Origin of the sequence: Superficieibacter sp. BNK-5 (genome assembly GCF_047456055.1) — a bacterium.
Lineage (GTDB): Bacteria > Pseudomonadota > Gammaproteobacteria > Enterobacterales > Enterobacteriaceae > Superficieibacter.
In genome coordinates, this window is record NZ_CP179893.1 from 201889 (window position 1) to 216698 (window position 14810).

At 56.6% G+C, this 14810-nt stretch carries 15 protein-coding genes; 1 reads left to right on the forward strand and 14 read right to left on the reverse strand.

Going from position 1 to position 14810, the window contains the following annotated elements:
- Positions 1-88 precede the first annotated feature (88 nt).
- The 11 genes from ACMGGS_RS01005 to cysG form a co-directional block, all read right to left on the reverse strand.
- Positions 89-715: a protein-L-isoaspartate(D-aspartate) O-methyltransferase gene (locus ACMGGS_RS01005; RefSeq protein WP_414164676.1), complete on the reverse strand. Its 627-nt coding sequence runs from the start codon at positions 713-715 to the stop codon at positions 89-91.
- Positions 712-1470 carry a 5'/3'-nucleotidase SurE gene (gene surE / locus ACMGGS_RS01010; protein WP_414164677.1) on the reverse strand — a complete coding sequence of 253 codons (759 nt, stop codon included), beginning with the start codon at positions 1468-1470 and terminating at the stop codon, positions 712-714. The genes ACMGGS_RS01005 and surE overlap by 4 nt, the downstream gene beginning before the upstream one ends.
- The gene (truD, locus tag ACMGGS_RS01015) at positions 1451-2500 is read right to left on the reverse strand and encodes a tRNA pseudouridine(13) synthase TruD (RefSeq protein ID WP_414164678.1); all 1050 of its coding nucleotides are present in this window, start codon (positions 2498-2500) and stop codon (positions 1451-1453) included. Before truD ends, surE begins: the two co-directional genes overlap by 20 nt.
- Entirely contained in the window at positions 2497-2976 is a 480-nt protein-coding gene (gene ispF, locus ACMGGS_RS01020; protein ID WP_176919348.1) for a 2-C-methyl-D-erythritol 2,4-cyclodiphosphate synthase, read from the reverse strand. The genes truD and ispF overlap by 4 nt, the downstream gene beginning before the upstream one ends.
- Positions 2976-3686: a 2-C-methyl-D-erythritol 4-phosphate cytidylyltransferase gene (ispD, locus tag ACMGGS_RS01025; RefSeq protein WP_414164679.1), complete on the reverse strand. Its 711-nt coding sequence runs from the start codon at positions 3684-3686 to the stop codon at positions 2976-2978. Before ispD ends, ispF begins: the two co-directional genes overlap by 1 nt.
- A gap of 18 nt (positions 3687-3704) precedes the next feature.
- Entirely contained in the window at positions 3705-4016 is a 312-nt protein-coding gene (gene ftsB, locus ACMGGS_RS01030) for a cell division protein FtsB (protein ID WP_414164680.1), read from the reverse strand.
- A gap of 175 nt (positions 4017-4191) precedes the next feature.
- The gene (locus ACMGGS_RS01035; RefSeq protein WP_414164681.1) at positions 4192-4515 is read right to left on the reverse strand and encodes a DUF3561 family protein; all 324 of its coding nucleotides are present in this window, start codon (positions 4513-4515) and stop codon (positions 4192-4194) included.
- Between the two features lie 51 nt (positions 4516-4566).
- The gene (cysC, locus tag ACMGGS_RS01040; protein ID WP_414164682.1) at positions 4567-5172 is read right to left on the reverse strand and encodes an adenylyl-sulfate kinase; all 606 of its coding nucleotides are present in this window, start codon (positions 5170-5172) and stop codon (positions 4567-4569) included.
- Positions 5172-6599, reverse strand: coding sequence for a sulfate adenylyltransferase subunit CysN (gene cysN / locus ACMGGS_RS01045; protein ID WP_414164683.1), 1428 nt, complete (start codon positions 6597-6599; stop codon positions 5172-5174). The genes cysC and cysN overlap by 1 nt, the downstream gene beginning before the upstream one ends.
- A 9-nt stretch (positions 6600-6608) precedes the next feature.
- Positions 6609-7517 carry a sulfate adenylyltransferase subunit CysD gene (gene cysD, locus ACMGGS_RS01050; protein WP_414164684.1) on the reverse strand — a complete coding sequence of 303 codons (909 nt, stop codon included), beginning with the start codon at positions 7515-7517 and terminating at the stop codon, positions 6609-6611.
- A 9-nt stretch (positions 7518-7526) separates the two neighbouring features.
- Entirely contained in the window at positions 7527-8933 is a 1407-nt protein-coding gene (cysG, locus tag ACMGGS_RS01055) for a siroheme synthase CysG (protein ID WP_414166177.1), read from the reverse strand.
- Between the two features lie 247 nt (positions 8934-9180).
- Here cysG and ACMGGS_RS01060 point away from each other — a divergent pair, with 247 nt between their 5' ends.
- Positions 9181-10224: an aminopeptidase gene (locus tag ACMGGS_RS01060; RefSeq protein ID WP_414164685.1), complete on the forward strand. Its 1044-nt coding sequence runs from the start codon at positions 9181-9183 to the stop codon at positions 10222-10224.
- 91 nt (positions 10225-10315) lie between these two features.
- On the opposite strand, the gene cysH is transcribed toward ACMGGS_RS01060, so the two are convergent.
- The 3 genes from cysH to cysJ form a co-directional block, all read right to left on the reverse strand.
- Positions 10316-11050, reverse strand: a complete 735-nt coding sequence (cysH, locus tag ACMGGS_RS01065; RefSeq protein ID WP_414164686.1) for a phosphoadenosine phosphosulfate reductase — start codon at positions 11048-11050, stop codon at positions 10316-10318.
- A gap of 220 nt (positions 11051-11270) precedes the next feature.
- Complete coding sequence (cysI, locus tag ACMGGS_RS01070) at positions 11271-12983, reverse strand: assimilatory sulfite reductase (NADPH) hemoprotein subunit (RefSeq protein ID WP_414164687.1); 1713 nt, start codon at positions 12981-12983, stop codon at positions 11271-11273.
- Positions 12983-14788 carry an NADPH-dependent assimilatory sulfite reductase flavoprotein subunit gene (gene cysJ, locus ACMGGS_RS01075; RefSeq protein ID WP_414164688.1) on the reverse strand — a complete coding sequence of 602 codons (1806 nt, stop codon included), beginning with the start codon at positions 14786-14788 and terminating at the stop codon, positions 12983-12985. The genes cysI and cysJ overlap by 1 nt, the downstream gene beginning before the upstream one ends.
- Between the last annotated feature and the right edge of the window lie 22 nt (positions 14789-14810).

The window sequence follows — 14810 nt, forward strand, 5'->3', positions numbered from 1 at the left end:
TAAAACCGTGCAAGGCAGCGGCGTGAACACTGAAAACAGGTTCACCATACGCTGAAATCTCATGAAATAACCAGGATAAATCCGGGTCTCAGGCCAGTTCCCCTTTGACCAGAGGAACAAAGCGCACTGCCTCAACGGTATCAATAATAAATTCATCTCCCCGTCGGCACACCCGCTTCAGATACTGGTGTTCATCGCCAACGGGCAATACAAGTACGCCGCCATCAGCTAACTGCGACATCAATGCCGCAGGAATTTCAGGCGGTGCGGCCGTCACAATAATGGCGTCAAAAGGCGCACGCGCGTGCCAGCCTTGCCAGCCATCGCCATGACGGGTGGAGACATTATGCAGATCGAGTTGTTTCAGGCGACGCCGTGCGTGCCATTGCAGGCTTTTAATCCGCTCAACGGAACAGACGTGATGGACAAGATGCGCCAGGATTGCCGTCTGATATCCGGATCCGGTGCCGACTTCCAGCACCCGGCATTCGGGCGTCAGTTCCAGCAGCTCGGTCATTCTCGCTACCATGTAGGGCTGAGAAATAGTCTGTCCCTGGCCGATAGGGAGCGCGACGTTCTCCCATGCCTGATGTTCAAACGCTTCATCGATAAACTTTTCACGCGGGACCAGAGCGAGGGCCTCAAGCACATGCTCATCTTTTATACCCTGAGTACGTAGTTGATCGAGAAGGCTCTGAACGCGTTTGCTTATCATGACGTGCCTGCTCCTGCTCGCGTTAGCCAGTCAGAAACGACGTCACGCGCGCTGTGCGCGGTTAAATCCACGTGCAGCGGCGTGACGGAAACATAGCCCTCATCTATCGCAGCAAAGTCCGTGTCCGGACCAACGTCAAACTTTTCACCGGGCGGGCCTATCCAGTACAGGGTGTTACCCCGCGGATCTTCCTGCGGGATCACCTGATCGGCCGGATGGCGACTGCCACAGCGGGTCACGCGAAAGCCTTTGATTTGATCTAAAGGCAGATCCGGCACGTTGATATTGAGAATACGCCCGGTGCGCAGCGGCTCACGGCTGAGCGCGCGCAGAAGCGTGCAGGTTACCGCCGCCGCGGTATCGTAGTGTTTATGGCCGTTCAGTGAGACGGCCAGCGCGGGGAAACCAAGGTGACGCCCTTCCATCGCCGCCGCGACGGTGCCGGAGTAGATAACATCATCGCCAAGGTTCGGCCCGGCGTTGATCCCAGAGACCACCACGTCCGGGCGCGGTCGCATCAGCGCATTCACCCCCAGGTAAACGCAGTCCGTTGGCGTGCCCATCTGGACCGCAATATCACCGTTTTCATACTCAAAGGTACGCAGCGAAGATTCCAGCGTCAGCGAGTTTGATGCGCCGCTGCGATTACGATCGGGGGCCACCACCTGCACCTCGGCAAATTCACGCAGCGCTTTCGCCAGCGTCTGAATGCCTGGTGCGTGGATGCCGTCATCGTTACTCAGCAATATTCGCATAATCACCTGAAGTATTAATAAGTTCTCTGACCACGCTGGTGGCGAAACTGCCTGCCGGAAGCCAGAAGCGTAATTCTACGGTCACGTCATCCCACCAGTTCCAGTTCATTTGCTGCGGATAGAGCAGCATGGCGCGCCGTGAAGCCTCGACTTTTTCACGCATCAGCAACTGCTGTAACAGCGTTTCTTCTGCAATAGCGGCCTGTTCAAAGGCCAGCGCCTCACGCTGCGTACCCCATTCGCCGCTACCGGGCAGGGACGCCGTGATCATCAGCTCGTGGTTATCCACGCGGGACTGAAGTTCGGCCTGTTCTTCAGAGGCGGCCACGAACCAGCTCCCGCGCCCCGCTAATTGTAGCGCATCGCCGTCAACAACTTGATTAAAGTCTGGTTTTTTCAAACGTGCGCTGACTATCTGATTAAACAACGCACTACGGGCCGCCGACAACCAAAAACTGCGTTTATTCCGATCGCGGACCGGTCCGCCGCTTTGTGCCCAGCGTAATGCGCCCTGAATATTACTGCCGCCGATGCCAAAACGCTGTACGCCGAAGTAGTTAGGCACGCCTGCGCTCTGAATGGCCTGTAAACGCTGTTCAACCTCGTCACGCCGGGAGACTTCGCGCAGGATCAGCGTGAAGTCGTTGCCCTTTAACGCCCCGAGACGCAGCTTACGTTTGTGACGGGCGTACTCCAGTACCTGACAGCCTTCAAGCTGAAAGGCGCTGAGATCCGGCATCTCTTTGCCAGGGACGCGGGCGCATAGCCACTGTTCCGTCACCGCCTGCTTATCTTTTTGCCCGGCAAAGCTGACTTCGCGCGCCGGAACGTTAAGAAATTTCGCCAGCGCATCGGCGACAAAACGCGTGTTGCAGCCGTTTTTCAGGATCCGCACGAGGACATGCTCGCCCTCACCGTCCGGCGCAAAACCAAGATCTTCCACCACCAGAAAATCTTCCGGGCTGGCTTTCAGCACTCCCTGCCCCTGCGGCTTGCCGTGCAGATACGTCAGATTTTCCACGTCGATCATTTGGCCGCCTTATGCAGCAGCGCCACCGCCTCACAGGCGATGCCTTCGCCACGGCCAGTGAAGCCCAGTTTTTCCGTAGTAGTCGCTTTGACGTTGACATCATCCATATGGCAGCCGAGATCTTCGGCGATGAAAATACGCATTTGCGGAATATGCGGCAGCATTTTTGGGGCCTGGGCAATGATGGTGACGTCAACGTTGCCAAGCGTGTAGCCTTTCGCCTGGATCCGTCGCCACGCCTCACGCAGCAGTTCACGGCTGTCAGCGCCTTTAAATGCCGGATCGGTATCCGGGAACAGTTTACCGATATCGCCCAGCGCCGCCGCGCCGAGCAGCGCGTCGGTCAGGGCATGGAGTGCAACATCACCATCAGAGTGGGCCAACAGCCCTTTTTCGTAAGGGACGCGCACGCCGCCAATGATGATCGGGCCTGCGCCGCCAAAAGCGTGCACATCAAAACCGTGTCCAATTCGCATTATGTCTGCTCCTGGTGGTGAAATCGGGTGAGATAAAATTCGGCAAGCGCCAGATCTTCCGGGCGGGTCACTTTGATATTGTCCGCGCGACCGGGGATCAGTTCGGGATGAAAACCGCAGTATTCCAGCGCAGAGGCTTCATCGGTAATCACTGCACCTTCATCCAGCGCGCGGGTCAGGCAGTCGGTTAACAGCTCTCGGGGAAAAAATTGCGGGGTCAGCGCGTGCCAGAGATCGTTGCGATCGACAGTGTGGGCGATGGCCGGTTTCCCCGGCTCGCCGCGCTTCATGGTGTCGCGCACCGGCGCGGCCAGAATACCGCCCACGCGGCTGGTTTCGCTGAGCGCGAGCAGGCGTTCCAGATCCTCCTGACACAGGCAGGGGCGCGCAGCGTCATGCACCAGTACCCAGCGGGTGTCGCCTGCGGCTTTCAGACCCGCCAGAACGGAATCGGCGCGCTCGCTACCGCCGTCGACAACGGTAATTTGTGGATGGTTCGCCAGTGGCAACTGTTGAAAGCGCGTATCGCCAGGCGTCACGGCGATGATCACCCGCTGTACGCGAGGATGTGCCAGAAGCGCCGCCACCGCATGTTCGAGAATCGTTTTGTTACCAATTGAGAGGTATTGTTTCGGGCACTCCGTCTGCATGCGGCGGCCAAACCCGGCTGCCGGAACCACGGCGCAAACGCCCGGAAAAGTTGCTGCCATCTTGCGTTCCTGGGCTTGTTATCGGTTATTTTGCCCTGCGCCCAGATTGCGTTTAGACGCATCCGGCACCAGACGATAAAAGGTTTCGCCCGGTCGGGTCATACTCAGTTCATTACGCGCACGCTCTTCAATCGCTTCCTGACCCCCGTTAAGATCGTCAATTTCAGCAAAGAGTTGATCGTTGCGCGCTTTTAATTTTGCGTTTGTGGTTTGCTGCACCTGGACATCATCACTGACGCGGCTGTAATCATGTAATCCATTTTTGCCAAACCACAGCGAATACTGTAGCCAGACCAGTAAAGCCAGCAATATCAGCGTTAGTTTACCCATCCTGCCCCCTGAAAAACGGCATCATCATCCCATAACTCGCCCGAGGACTCTACCCCGGCGGCAGGCGACACCGCGTAACCGCGCCAAATGTACCATATTTTACCCACAGGTAAGTATGCCACGTAACAGTGAGGCGAATTGCGTTGTTGAATCATCATTCAGCGTTGGGAAGACTCTACCCCATCAGCCACATAAACAGAATGCCAAACATCGCGATGACCGTTAGCGCTGTGGCGACAGCAGTATAGAGAAATTTACCATTCAGCAGAGAATAAAGCGCGATACCGACGACGACAGCGACGGGCATTAGCGCCAGAAAGAAGGGCCAGGTGTAGAGGAAGAAAAACAGCGTATTGGGGCCGTAAATCAGAAAGGGGATACCTGCCGCCAGCAGCCATGAGATAAAGCCCACCACGGCCCCGGGAAAAGACCAGGTGGTCTCTTCATCGGCCGTCAGCGACTCGGTCGTGGTGATGCTTAAATTTTGGCTATTGCGCATATCTAATCCTGTTGCCTGGCCAACCGGACGATGGCTTCTTCCGGTTGCGTATCAGGATCTGATAATATCGCTCTGTCTCAGCAGGTCTAATAATCGGTTAACCAAATTTGTTACCAATTGTTCACCATCAAGATGCATTTCCGGGTTTTGCGGTGCTTCGTAGACCGAATCAATGCCGGTAAAATGACGCAACTCTCCTGCCCGTGCCTTTTTGTATAGCCCTTTCGGATCGCGCGTTTCACAGATCGCCAGCGGCGTATCCACAAAGATTTCGAAAAAACGTCCTTCGCCCACCTGCTCGCGCACCATCTGCCGTTCAGCGCGGTGCGGCGAGATAAAGGCAGTCAGTACGACCAGACCAGCATCGACCATCAGCCGGGCGACTTCTCCCACGCGGCGAATATTCTCTTTCCGATCCTCATCGCTGAAGCCGAGATCGCGGCAAAGCCCATGACGAACGTTGTCGCCGTCCAGCAGATAAGTGCTGACGCCCAGACGATGCAGCGCCTCTTCCAGCGCACCCGCAACGGTGGATTTACCGGAGCCGGAAAGCCCGGTAAACCACAACACCACGCCGCGATGACCATGTAGCTGCTCGCGCTGCGCTGCGGTCACCGGATGGGCATGCCAGACGACATTGTCATCATGCTGCGCCATTATTTGCCTCCCGACAAATCACGCGCGCCCCAGTGTGGGAAGTGCTTACGCACCAGCGCATTCAGCTCCAGTTCGAAGGCGCTGTACTCAGACGGCACGGCGGTCTCCTGCGCATACGCTTCATGCACCAGTCCAGCACCTACGGTAACGTTGGTGAGGCGATCGATAAAGATCATCCCCCCGGTCACCGGGTTGTCCTGATATTTGTCGAGCACCAGCGGCTCATCGAAGGTGAGATCCACCAGACCGATACCGTTCAGCGGCAAATTTTCCGCCGCGTGCTGGGTCAGGTTATTGATATCGAACTGATGGCGAATCGCATCGACACGGGCGCGGGTTTTCTTGCCGGCAATTTTGATATCCAGACTTTGCCCCGCCGTCAGCGGCTGCTCGGTCATCCACACCACATTGACCGAAGCGCGTTGTACCGCAGGCAGCGACTCCTGCGCATCCAGCAACAGATCGCCACGGCTGATGTCGATTTCATCTTTCAGTACCAGCGTTATGGCCTCGCCCGCCGCCGCTTCTTCTAAATCGCCGTCAAAGGTAACGATGCGCGCCACGGCGGATTCCACGCCGGACGGCAGGACTTTGATCCGCTGACCAACTTTGACGATCCCGGAAGCGACCGTACCGGAATAACCGCGAAAATCGAGGTTTGGACGGTTAACGTACTGCACCGGGAAACGCATCGGCTGCTGATCGACCACGCGCTGGATCTCAACGGTTTCCAGCACTTCCAGCAGCGTAGGACCGCTGTACCATGGCAGGTTGCCGCTGGCGCTGGCGACATTATCGCCTTCCAGGGCCGACAACGGCACAAAGCGGATATCCAGATTGCCCGGCAGCTGCGCCGCGAACGTCAGATAATCTTCGCGAATGCGGTTAAAAGTCTCTTCGCTATAATCGACGAGATCCATCTTATTGATCGCCACCACCAGATGTTTGATCCCCAATAGTGTGGAGATAAAGCTGTGGCGACGGGTCTGATCCAGTACGCCTTTGCGGGCGTCAATCAACAGGATCGCCAGATCGCAGGTGGATGCCCCGGTCGCCATATTGCGCGTGTACTGCTCGTGCCCCGGAGTATCGGCGATGATAAATTTACGCTTTTCAGTCGAGAAATAGCGGTAGGCCACGTCAATGGTGATGCCCTGCTCGCGTTCGGCCTGCAGGCCGTCTACCAGCAGCGCCAGATCCAGTTTCTCGCCCTGAGTGCCGTGGCGTTTGCTGTCGTTATGCAGCGAGGAAAGCTGATCTTCATAAATCTGCCGCGTATCGTGCAGCAGGCGGCCAATCAGCGTGCTTTTACCGTCGTCCACGCTGCCGCAGGTCAGGAAACGCAGCAGGCTTTTATATTGCTGAGCGTGCATCCAGGCTTCTACGCCGCCTTCGTTGGCAATTTGTTGCGCAATTGTCGTATTCATGGCGGCTCCTTAAAAGTATCCCTGACGTTTCTTCAGCTCCATCGAGCCGGCCTGGTCGCGGTCAATGACGCGCCCCTGACGTTCACTGGTGGTGGAAACCAGCATCTCTTCGATAATCTCCGGCAGCGTTTGCGCCTGCGACTCTACCGCGCCGGTCAGCGGCCAGCAGCCCAGCGTGCGGAAGCGCACCATTCGCTGCTTAATCACTTCACCCGGTTGTAAATCAATGCGCCCGTCATCGATCATCATCAGCATGCCGTCACGCTCCAGCACCGGACGCTCAGCGGCTAAATAGAGCGGCACGATATCGATATTTTCCAGCCAGATGTACTGCCAGATATCCTGTTCGGTCCAGTTGGACAGCGGGAAGACGCGAATGCTTTCGCCCTTATTCACCTGGCCGTTATAGTTGTGCCACAGCTCCGGGCGCTGGTTTTTCGGGTCCCAGCGGTGGAAACGGTCGCGGAAAGAGTAAATACGCTCTTTGGCGCGCGATTTTTCTTCATCGCGACGCGCGCCGCCAAACGCAGCGTCAAACCCGTATTTATTCAGGGCCTGCTTCAGCCCCTCGGTTTTCATAATATCGGTATGTTTTGCGCTGCCGTGCACAAACGGGTTGATCCCCATTGCCACCCCTTCCGGGTTCTTATGCACCAGCAGCTCGCAGCCATAGGCTTTAGCGGTACGGTCGCGGAACTCGTACATTTCACGGAACTTCCAGCCGGTATCGACGTGCAGCAGCGGAAACGGCAGCGTCCCCGGATAGAACGCTTTACGCGCCAGATGCAGCATGACGCTGGAGTCTTTACCAATCGAGTAAAGCATCACCGGATTAGAAAACTCGGCGGCAACTTCACGGATAATATGGATGCTTTCCGCCTCCAGTTGTCGCAGGTGAGTCAGTCGTTTTTGATCCATAACCGTTCCTTAAGCCAGATTAACCACGGACGCGCTGAACGCTTCCGCACCTGTTGTGTGTTGAAACCAGGCCAACTGGTGATGCAGATTAACCACCTCGCCGATCACCAGCAGAGCTGGCATCGGCGCATCTTTAGCCAGGTTTTCGAGTTGTTGTAATGTGCCCGTACTGACCTTTTGGTCGGCACGCGTGCCGCGCGAAATCACCGCCACCGGCGTATGTTCATGTCGGCCATGCTGAATAAGCTGTGCGCTGATTTCCGCGGCTTTCATCGTGCCCATGTAAATGGCCAGCGTCTGACGGCTCTGCGCCAGCTGCGCCCAGTCAAACGGGGCGCTGTCGGGTTTATAATGTCCGGTCACAAAGGTGACGCTCTGCGCATGTTCGCGGTGGGTCAGCGGAATGCCCGCATACGCCGTCGCACCGGAAGCTGCCGTCACGCCAGGCACCACCTGAAACGGGATACCCGCGGCGGCAGCGGCCTGAAGTTCTTCTCCGCCGCGCCCGAAAATAAACGGATCGCCACCTTTCAGACGCACCACGGTTTTGCCTTCCCGCGCCGCCTCAATCAGCATCTGATTGGTTTCATGCTGCGGCACTGCATGTTTACCGGCACGTTTACCCACGCAGACCAGTTCCGCATCGCGGCGCACCAGTTCGCGAATTTCCTCAGTCACCAGATGATCGTAAAACACCACGTCGGCCTGCTGGAGCACCTGCAACCCCCGCAGGGTCAGCAGTCCGGCATCGCCCGGCCCCGCGCCAACCAGAATAATTTCACCCTGCGCGCGTGCCGGATGTTGCAACGCTTCTTCCAGCGCCTGTTCCGCAGCCTGCTGATTCCCCGCCGCCATCAGGCTGGCAAAGCGCCCACGAAAGGCGCGCTCCCAGAACCGTCGGCGTTCTGCCGTAGAGTGAAGATGCGTTTTAATACGCTCGCGCCAGCGGCCAGCCACCTCCGCCATCTTCCCCAGATCTTTCGGCAGCAGCGCCTCGATTTTTTCCCGCAGCAGGCGCGCCAGCACCGGCGCATTACCGCCGGAAGAGATCGCCACCAGCAGCGGCGAGCGATCGACAATCGACGGGAAGATAAACGAGCACAGCGGCTGATTATCGACCACGTTAACCAGTCGGTGCCGGGCGTTTGCCGCCGCGAATACGCGCTGATTCAGTTCGCCGTCGTTGGTGGCGGCGATCACCAGAAAAACCTCGTCGATTTGCGGTTCAGCAAATTCCGTCGCCCGCCAGTGGATCTGCTGCTGTTCAGCCAGGCTGGCCAGTTCAGCATTGAGATGCGCAGCCACCACCTGCACTTTGGCGCCTGCCCGGCGCAGAAACGCGATTTTACGGCTGGCAATTTCGCCGCCGCCAATGACCAGTACGGGGCGATCTTTCAGGGCAGCAAAAAGGGGCAGGTATTCCACAGCGTAACGACTCACTAACATCAGGTATTAGGGGGACTATAGAGGTGGCTTTAGATCAAATGAAATTACGAAATGGAATGAGTAGTTCCTCAAAGGAATAACATACAGGGAAAGCTAATATCAAAAAGTGCTTAACCCACGTGTTTTCGGGACTTTAGGAGGATTTCAAATTGTGTAACGTCGATCACAGTTTCATACTGTGAGCGTCGAGTTTTTTGTGTTTTTTTAAGGATATTTTATGTTGTCCGCATCGCGCCGCAGCCTGGCTGCCCTGGCGTTCAGCGTATGCTTTGCCCTCCCCGCATTGGCGAAATCGACACCTCCAGGAGAGTTCGCCAGCACTCAGGCTCGTTATATTGCTACTTATTTTCCTGGTCGCATGACCGGCACGCCCGCAGAAATGCTGGCGGCGGATTACGTGCGCCAGCAGTTTGCCGCGATGGGTTATCAAAGCGATATACGGACGTTTCACAGTCGCTATATCTACACCTCTGCCGATAAACAGCAAAACTGGCATAACGTCACTGGCAGCACGGTAATCGCAGCCCATGAGGGACGGGTTAAACAGCAGATCGTGATTATGGCGCATCTGGATACTTACGCGCCGCACAGTGATGCGGATGTTGCGCATAACCTTGGCGGGCTGACGCTACAGGGTATTGATGACAATGCCGCCGGGCTGGGGGTGATGCTCGAACTCGCCGCCGCCCTGAAAAATATCCCCACGCAATACGGCATTCGCTTTATCGCTACCAGCGGTGAGGAAGAAGGCAAACTCGGCGCGGAGAGCCTGCTTTCCCGGATGAGCGACGCCGAGAAAAAGAACACCCTGCTGGTGATCAATCTCGATAACCTGATCGTCGGCGACAAACTCTATTTTAATAGCGGCAAAAGCACGCCCGCGGCCGTACGTAAACTTACCCGCGACCGGGCGCTGGCGATTGCCAGAAAACATGGTATCGCTGCCACTATTAATCCTGGGCTAAATCCCGATTATCCTGAAGGCACCAGTTGCTGTAATGACGCCGAACCTTTCGATAAGGCCGGCATTCCGGTGCTGTCGGTTGAAGCAACCAACTGGTCGCTGGGGAATAAAGACGGCTATCAGCAGCGTAAGAAATCACGCGATTTTCCGGCGGGGAATAGCTGGCATGACGTGCGTCTTGATAACCAGCAGTATATTGATAAGGCGTTGCCCGGGCGGATTATGCACCGCAGTCGGGATGTAGTGAAAGTGATGCTGCCGCTGGCGAAGGAGCTGGCGAAGGCGGGGAAAGGGTAGCGTTTTCGCCGATGGCGAAAATACACCTATCGGGTCTGAAAAGGCCTGGTCTCTTACAGACTCGATAAGCGTAACGTCACTGGATAAAGCATTACCCTTCGTGCAACCCGCACTCTCTTTTCAGCCCAAAGAACCGCGTCTCCTCTTCCGCCATTCCCGGCTCCCATTTACGGGTAGTATGGGTATCACCCACGGATAAATAACCTTCATCCCACAGCGGATGATATTTCAGGCCGTGCTTTTGCAAATACTGATAAACCGTACGGTTATCCCAGTCGATGATCGGCAGAACCTTAAACACGCCGCGCTGGATCCCCAGCACCGGAAGATGAGCGCGGCTGCCAGACTGCTCCCGACGCAGACCGGCGAACCATGTTTGGGCGTTAAGATCGGCCAGCGCCCGGTTCATCGGCTCGACTTTATTGATCTCATTGTATTTCTCAATGCCTTCAACGCCCTGCTCCCACAGCTTGCCGTAACGCGCTTCCTGCCAGGCTGCGCTTTCCTGCGCCCGGTAGACTTTGAGGTTTAGCTTGAGTTTGTCCGTTAACTCATCAATAAACCGGTAGGTTTCCGGGAACAGATAGCCTGTATCGGTCAGGATCACCGGGATGTCCGGGCGGATATGATTGACCAGATGCAGACTGACCGCCGCCTGAATGCCAAAGCTTGAGGAGAGGACGTATTCACCGGGCAGATTTTCCAGCGCCCACGCCACGCGATTTTCTGCGGTGAGGGTTTCCAGCCGCGCATTAGTGTCTGCAAGCGCCTGCGCGCGATCCTCTTTCGGTAATGCATTGAGGGCTTTTAGATCGAGTACGGACATAGGTTCCTCACTTTTGGCCGGGCGTAGTAGATTACCCGGTGTATAGCTACTTTTGGCGTTCTGCCGGGTGGCGCTACGCTTACCCGGCCTACATTTATCATCGGCGCTACGCTCACCCGGCCTACATTTATCATCGGCGTTGCGCTTACCTGGCCTACATTTTTATGGCAGTCGCCTGTTCAGACAATCAACTTACAGGCCGGATAAGGCGCAGTTCCGGTTACTCCCAGAAATCCCTTGCGGGATCGAGCACCGGGCGAATGATGCCCGCACGCACCGTAAAGTCGCCGAAGCCTTCACCCGCTTCGCGCTCTTTCGCCCAGCGCCCGACTAACTCGTCGATCGTGTCGAGAATCTCGGGTTCCGTAATGTTTTCGCGATACATTCGCGGAATACGCGTGCCCATTCGGTTGCCGCCAAGGTGCAGGTTGTAGCGTCCCGGCGCTTTGCCCACCAGCCCAAGCTCAGCCAGCATCGCTCGTCCACAGCCATTCGGGCAGCCGGTAACGCGCATCACGATATGCTCATCCGGAATACTGTGTTTCTCCAGTACGGCTTCCACTTTATCCGTGAACGACGGCAGGAAGCGCTCGGCTTCGGCCATCGCCAGCGGACAGGTCGGGAACGACACGCAGGCCATGGAGTTCTCACGCTGCGGCTTCACGGCGTTCATCAGGCCATGTTCGCGCGCCAGCTTCTCGATTTTCGCCTTCTGGCTATCCGGCACACCGGCAACGATCAGATTCTGGTTAGCGGTAATACGGAATTCGCCTTTGTGGATCTTCGCGATTTCCAGCAGCCCGGTTTTCAGCGGACGTCCCGGATAATCAAGGATACGACCATTTTCAATAAACAGCGTCAGATGCCATTTATTGTCGATGCCTTTTACCCAGCCGATACGGTCGCCGCGATCGGTGAATTCATACGGACGGATCGGCTCAAATTTGATGCCCGCCCGGCGTTCCACTTCCGCTTTGAAGGTCTCGACGCCAACGCGCTCCAGGGTATATTTGGTTTTCGCATTTTTACGATCGGTACGGTTGCCCCAGTCGCGCTGGGTCGTCACCACGGCTTCCGCCACGGCCAGGGTATGCTCCAGCGGCAGGTAGCCAAACTCGCTCGCAGTACGGGCATAGGTTTTTTTATTACCGTGCTCAATGGACAAACCGCCGCCGACCAACAGGTTGAAGCCCACCAGTTTGCCGTTCTCCGCGACCGCGACGAAGTTCATGTCGTTGGCGTGCAGATCGATATCGTTCTGCGGCGGGATCACGACCGTGGTCTTGAACTTACGCGGCAGATAGGTCTGGCCGAGGATCGGTTCCTCATCGGTGGTGGCGACTTTCTCCTGATCGAGCCAGATCTCCGCATAGGCACGGGTGCGCGGCAGCAGATGCTCGGAGATCTTTTTCGCCCATTCGTAAGCTTCAGCGTGAAGCTGAGATTCATACGGGTTCGACGTACAAAGCACGTTACGGTTCATGTCGTTGGCAGTCGCCAGCGCGTCCAGCCCAACCGAATGCAGCATCTGATGCACCGGCTTCACGTTCTTTTTCAGGATACCGTGAAACTGGAACGTCTGACGGTTCGTCAGGCGAATACTGCCGTAAATCGTATTCTCGCCCGCGAACTTATCAATCGCCTGCCACTGTTTAGTGGTGATCACCCCCCCCGGCAGACGGCAGCGCAGCAGCATCGCATGACGCGGCTCCAGCTTCTGCTCGGCACGCTCGGCGCGGATATCGCGATCGTCCTGCTGATACATGCCGTGAAAGCGGATCAGCAGGAAGTTATCGCCTTTAAAACCGCCGGTCAGACCGTCATTTAAATCTTCGGCAATGGTGCCGCGCAGATAGTTGCTTTCGAGCTTCATGCGCTCGGCATCAACCAGTTTGCCTTCGACCACCAGTGGGCCTGGATGTTTTTCGCTCATTAGTAGACATCTCGCTGATAACGGCGCTCTACGCGCAGCTCACTTAAATATTCGTCCGCCGATTCGAGGTCCATGCCGCCGAATTCAGCTATCACTTCCAGCAAAGCCTGCTCAACGTCTTTCGCCATACGATTGGCGTCGCCACAGACATAAATATGGGCGCCATCGTTTATCCAGCGCCACAGCTCTGCGCCCTGTTCGCGCAGTTTATCTTGTACGTATATTTTTTCTTTTTGGTCACGAGACCAGGCAAGATCGATACGGCTTAGTACGCCCTCTTTAACGTAGCGCTGCCATTCCACCTGGTAGAGAAAATCTTCGGTGAAGTGCGGATTACCAAAGAACAGCCAGTTTTTACCCGGCGCTTCATCGGCGGCCCGCTGCTGCATAAAGGCACGGAACGGCGCGATACCGGTGCCGGGGCCAATCATGATCACCGGCGTTTCGGGATTTGCAGGCAGACGGAAGTTGTCGTTATGCTCAATAAAGATACGTACTTCGCCCTCTTCTTCCACGCGATCGGCGAGGAAGCCGGAGGCACCGCCCGCACGAGCACGGCCTTCAACCTCATAGCGCACAACCCCAACGGTAACGTGAACTTCGCTTTCGGCTTCCGCCTGGGCAGAGGCGATAGAATACAGACGCGGCGTCAGCGGACGCAGCAAATCGATCAGCGTCTGCGCATCCAGTTGAGCAGGGGAAAAACGCACCATGTCGACAATCGGCGTGGTAGCCGCGTAGTGCTGAAGCTGCGCCTTGTCGCCCGCCAGCGGCAGCAATGTCTCACTGCGGGAAAGCGTCGCATAGTTCTCAACGATATTGGCAGTGTTAACCGTCAGCTCAAAATGCCACTGCAGCGCTTCGGCCAGCGGCAGCGTTTTATCCTCTACCGTGACCGGTTCATCGCCTTTCAGCCATAGCAGTTCGACCAGTTCATTGACCAGCGCAGGATCGTTTTGATACCAGACGCCAAGCGCGTCGCCCGGCTGATAGCGCAGACCGGAATCCCCGAGGTCGATTTCAATATGACGAACGTCTTTTTCCGAATTACGCCCGGTAATTTTTTGATTCACCGAGAGCGACGCCACCAGCGGCGCTTCTTTGGTATAAGGGCTGGAGTGAACCTCATTCACCTCGCCGGTTGCCGTGGCGGCAGCCTGTGCTGGCGTCTCTTTCGGCACGCGGGCTTTCAGGACCTCAACTACGCGCGCTCGCCATTCGGCGGCGGCATTCTGATATTCGACGTCAGCATCAACGCGATCCAGCAGGCGTTCACCGCCCAGTTCCGCCAGCCTGGCGTCAAAATCTTTCCCGCACTGACAGAAGAACTCATAAGAGGTGTCGCCGAGGCCAAAGACCGCAAACGCGGTATTCGCCAGCTTCGGCGCTTTTTTAGAGGCCAGGAATTTATGCAGGGCTACCGCCTCTTCCGGCGGCTCGCCTTCCCCCTGCGTGGAGGCAACGACAACCAACAGTTTTTCATTGGCGATTTGTTTGAATTTATAGTCGCCCGCGTTAACCAGGTTAACATTAAGTTTGGCCGCCAGCAGATCGTCACGCAGCGCTTCCGCTACGCGGCGCGCATTGCCTGTTTGCGATGCTGAGAGCAAGGTAATGGTGGTAGTTTCTGCTACCGGCGCAGGCGTCGCCGCGACAGCGCCGGGCTGCTGGTTCAGCACTCCCCAAAAATAGCCGGACACCCAGGCAAGCTGGGTCGGGGTTAAATCGGTCGTGGCCGCCTGTAGGCGCGCCAGCTGCTCCGGGTTCAGCGGAAGCAAAGCGGAAGGTGGGGACTGTGTCGTCATGCGTCGTCATGTTCCAGTAGCA

Excerpts from the sequence above, each read along its gene's own strand:
- ACMGGS_RS01005 (WP_414164676.1), bottom strand. The coding sequence starts at position 715 with ATGATAAGCAAACGCGTTCAGAGCCTTCTCGATCAACTACGTACTCAG.
- surE (WP_414164677.1), bottom strand. The coding sequence starts at position 1,470 with ATGCGAATATTGCTGAGTAACGATGACGGCATCCACGCACCAGGCATT.
- truD (WP_414164678.1), bottom strand. The coding sequence starts at position 2,500 with ATGATCGACGTGGAAAATCTGACGTATCTGCACGGCAAGCCGCAGGGG.
- ispF (WP_176919348.1), bottom strand. The coding sequence starts at position 2,976 with ATGCGAATTGGACACGGTTTTGATGTGCACGCTTTTGGCGGCGCAGGC.
- ispD (WP_414164679.1), bottom strand. The coding sequence starts at position 3,686 with ATGGCAGCAACTTTTCCGGGCGTTTGCGCCGTGGTTCCGGCAGCCGGG.
- ftsB (WP_414164680.1), bottom strand. The coding sequence starts at position 4,016 with ATGGGTAAACTAACGCTGATATTGCTGGCTTTACTGGTCTGGCTACAG.
- ACMGGS_RS01035 (WP_414164681.1), bottom strand. The coding sequence starts at position 4,515 with ATGCGCAATAGCCAAAATTTAAGCATCACCACGACCGAGTCGCTGACG.
- cysC (WP_414164682.1), bottom strand. The coding sequence starts at position 5,172 with ATGGCGCAGCATGATGACAATGTCGTCTGGCATGCCCATCCGGTGACC.
- cysN (WP_414164683.1), bottom strand. The coding sequence starts at position 6,599 with ATGAATACGACAATTGCGCAACAAATTGCCAACGAAGGCGGCGTAGAA.
- cysD (WP_414164684.1), bottom strand. The coding sequence starts at position 7,517 with ATGGATCAAAAACGACTGACTCACCTGCGACAACTGGAGGCGGAAAGC.
- ACMGGS_RS01060 (WP_414164685.1), top strand. The coding sequence starts at position 9,181 with ATGTTGTCCGCATCGCGCCGCAGCCTGGCTGCCCTGGCGTTCAGCGTA.
- cysH (WP_414164686.1), bottom strand. The coding sequence starts at position 11,050 with ATGTCCGTACTCGATCTAAAAGCCCTCAATGCATTACCGAAAGAGGAT.
- cysI (WP_414164687.1), bottom strand. The coding sequence starts at position 12,983 with ATGAGCGAAAAACATCCAGGCCCACTGGTGGTCGAAGGCAAACTGGTT.
- cysJ (WP_414164688.1), bottom strand. The coding sequence starts at position 14,788 with ATGACGACACAGTCCCCACCTTCCGCTTTGCTTCCGCTGAACCCGGAG.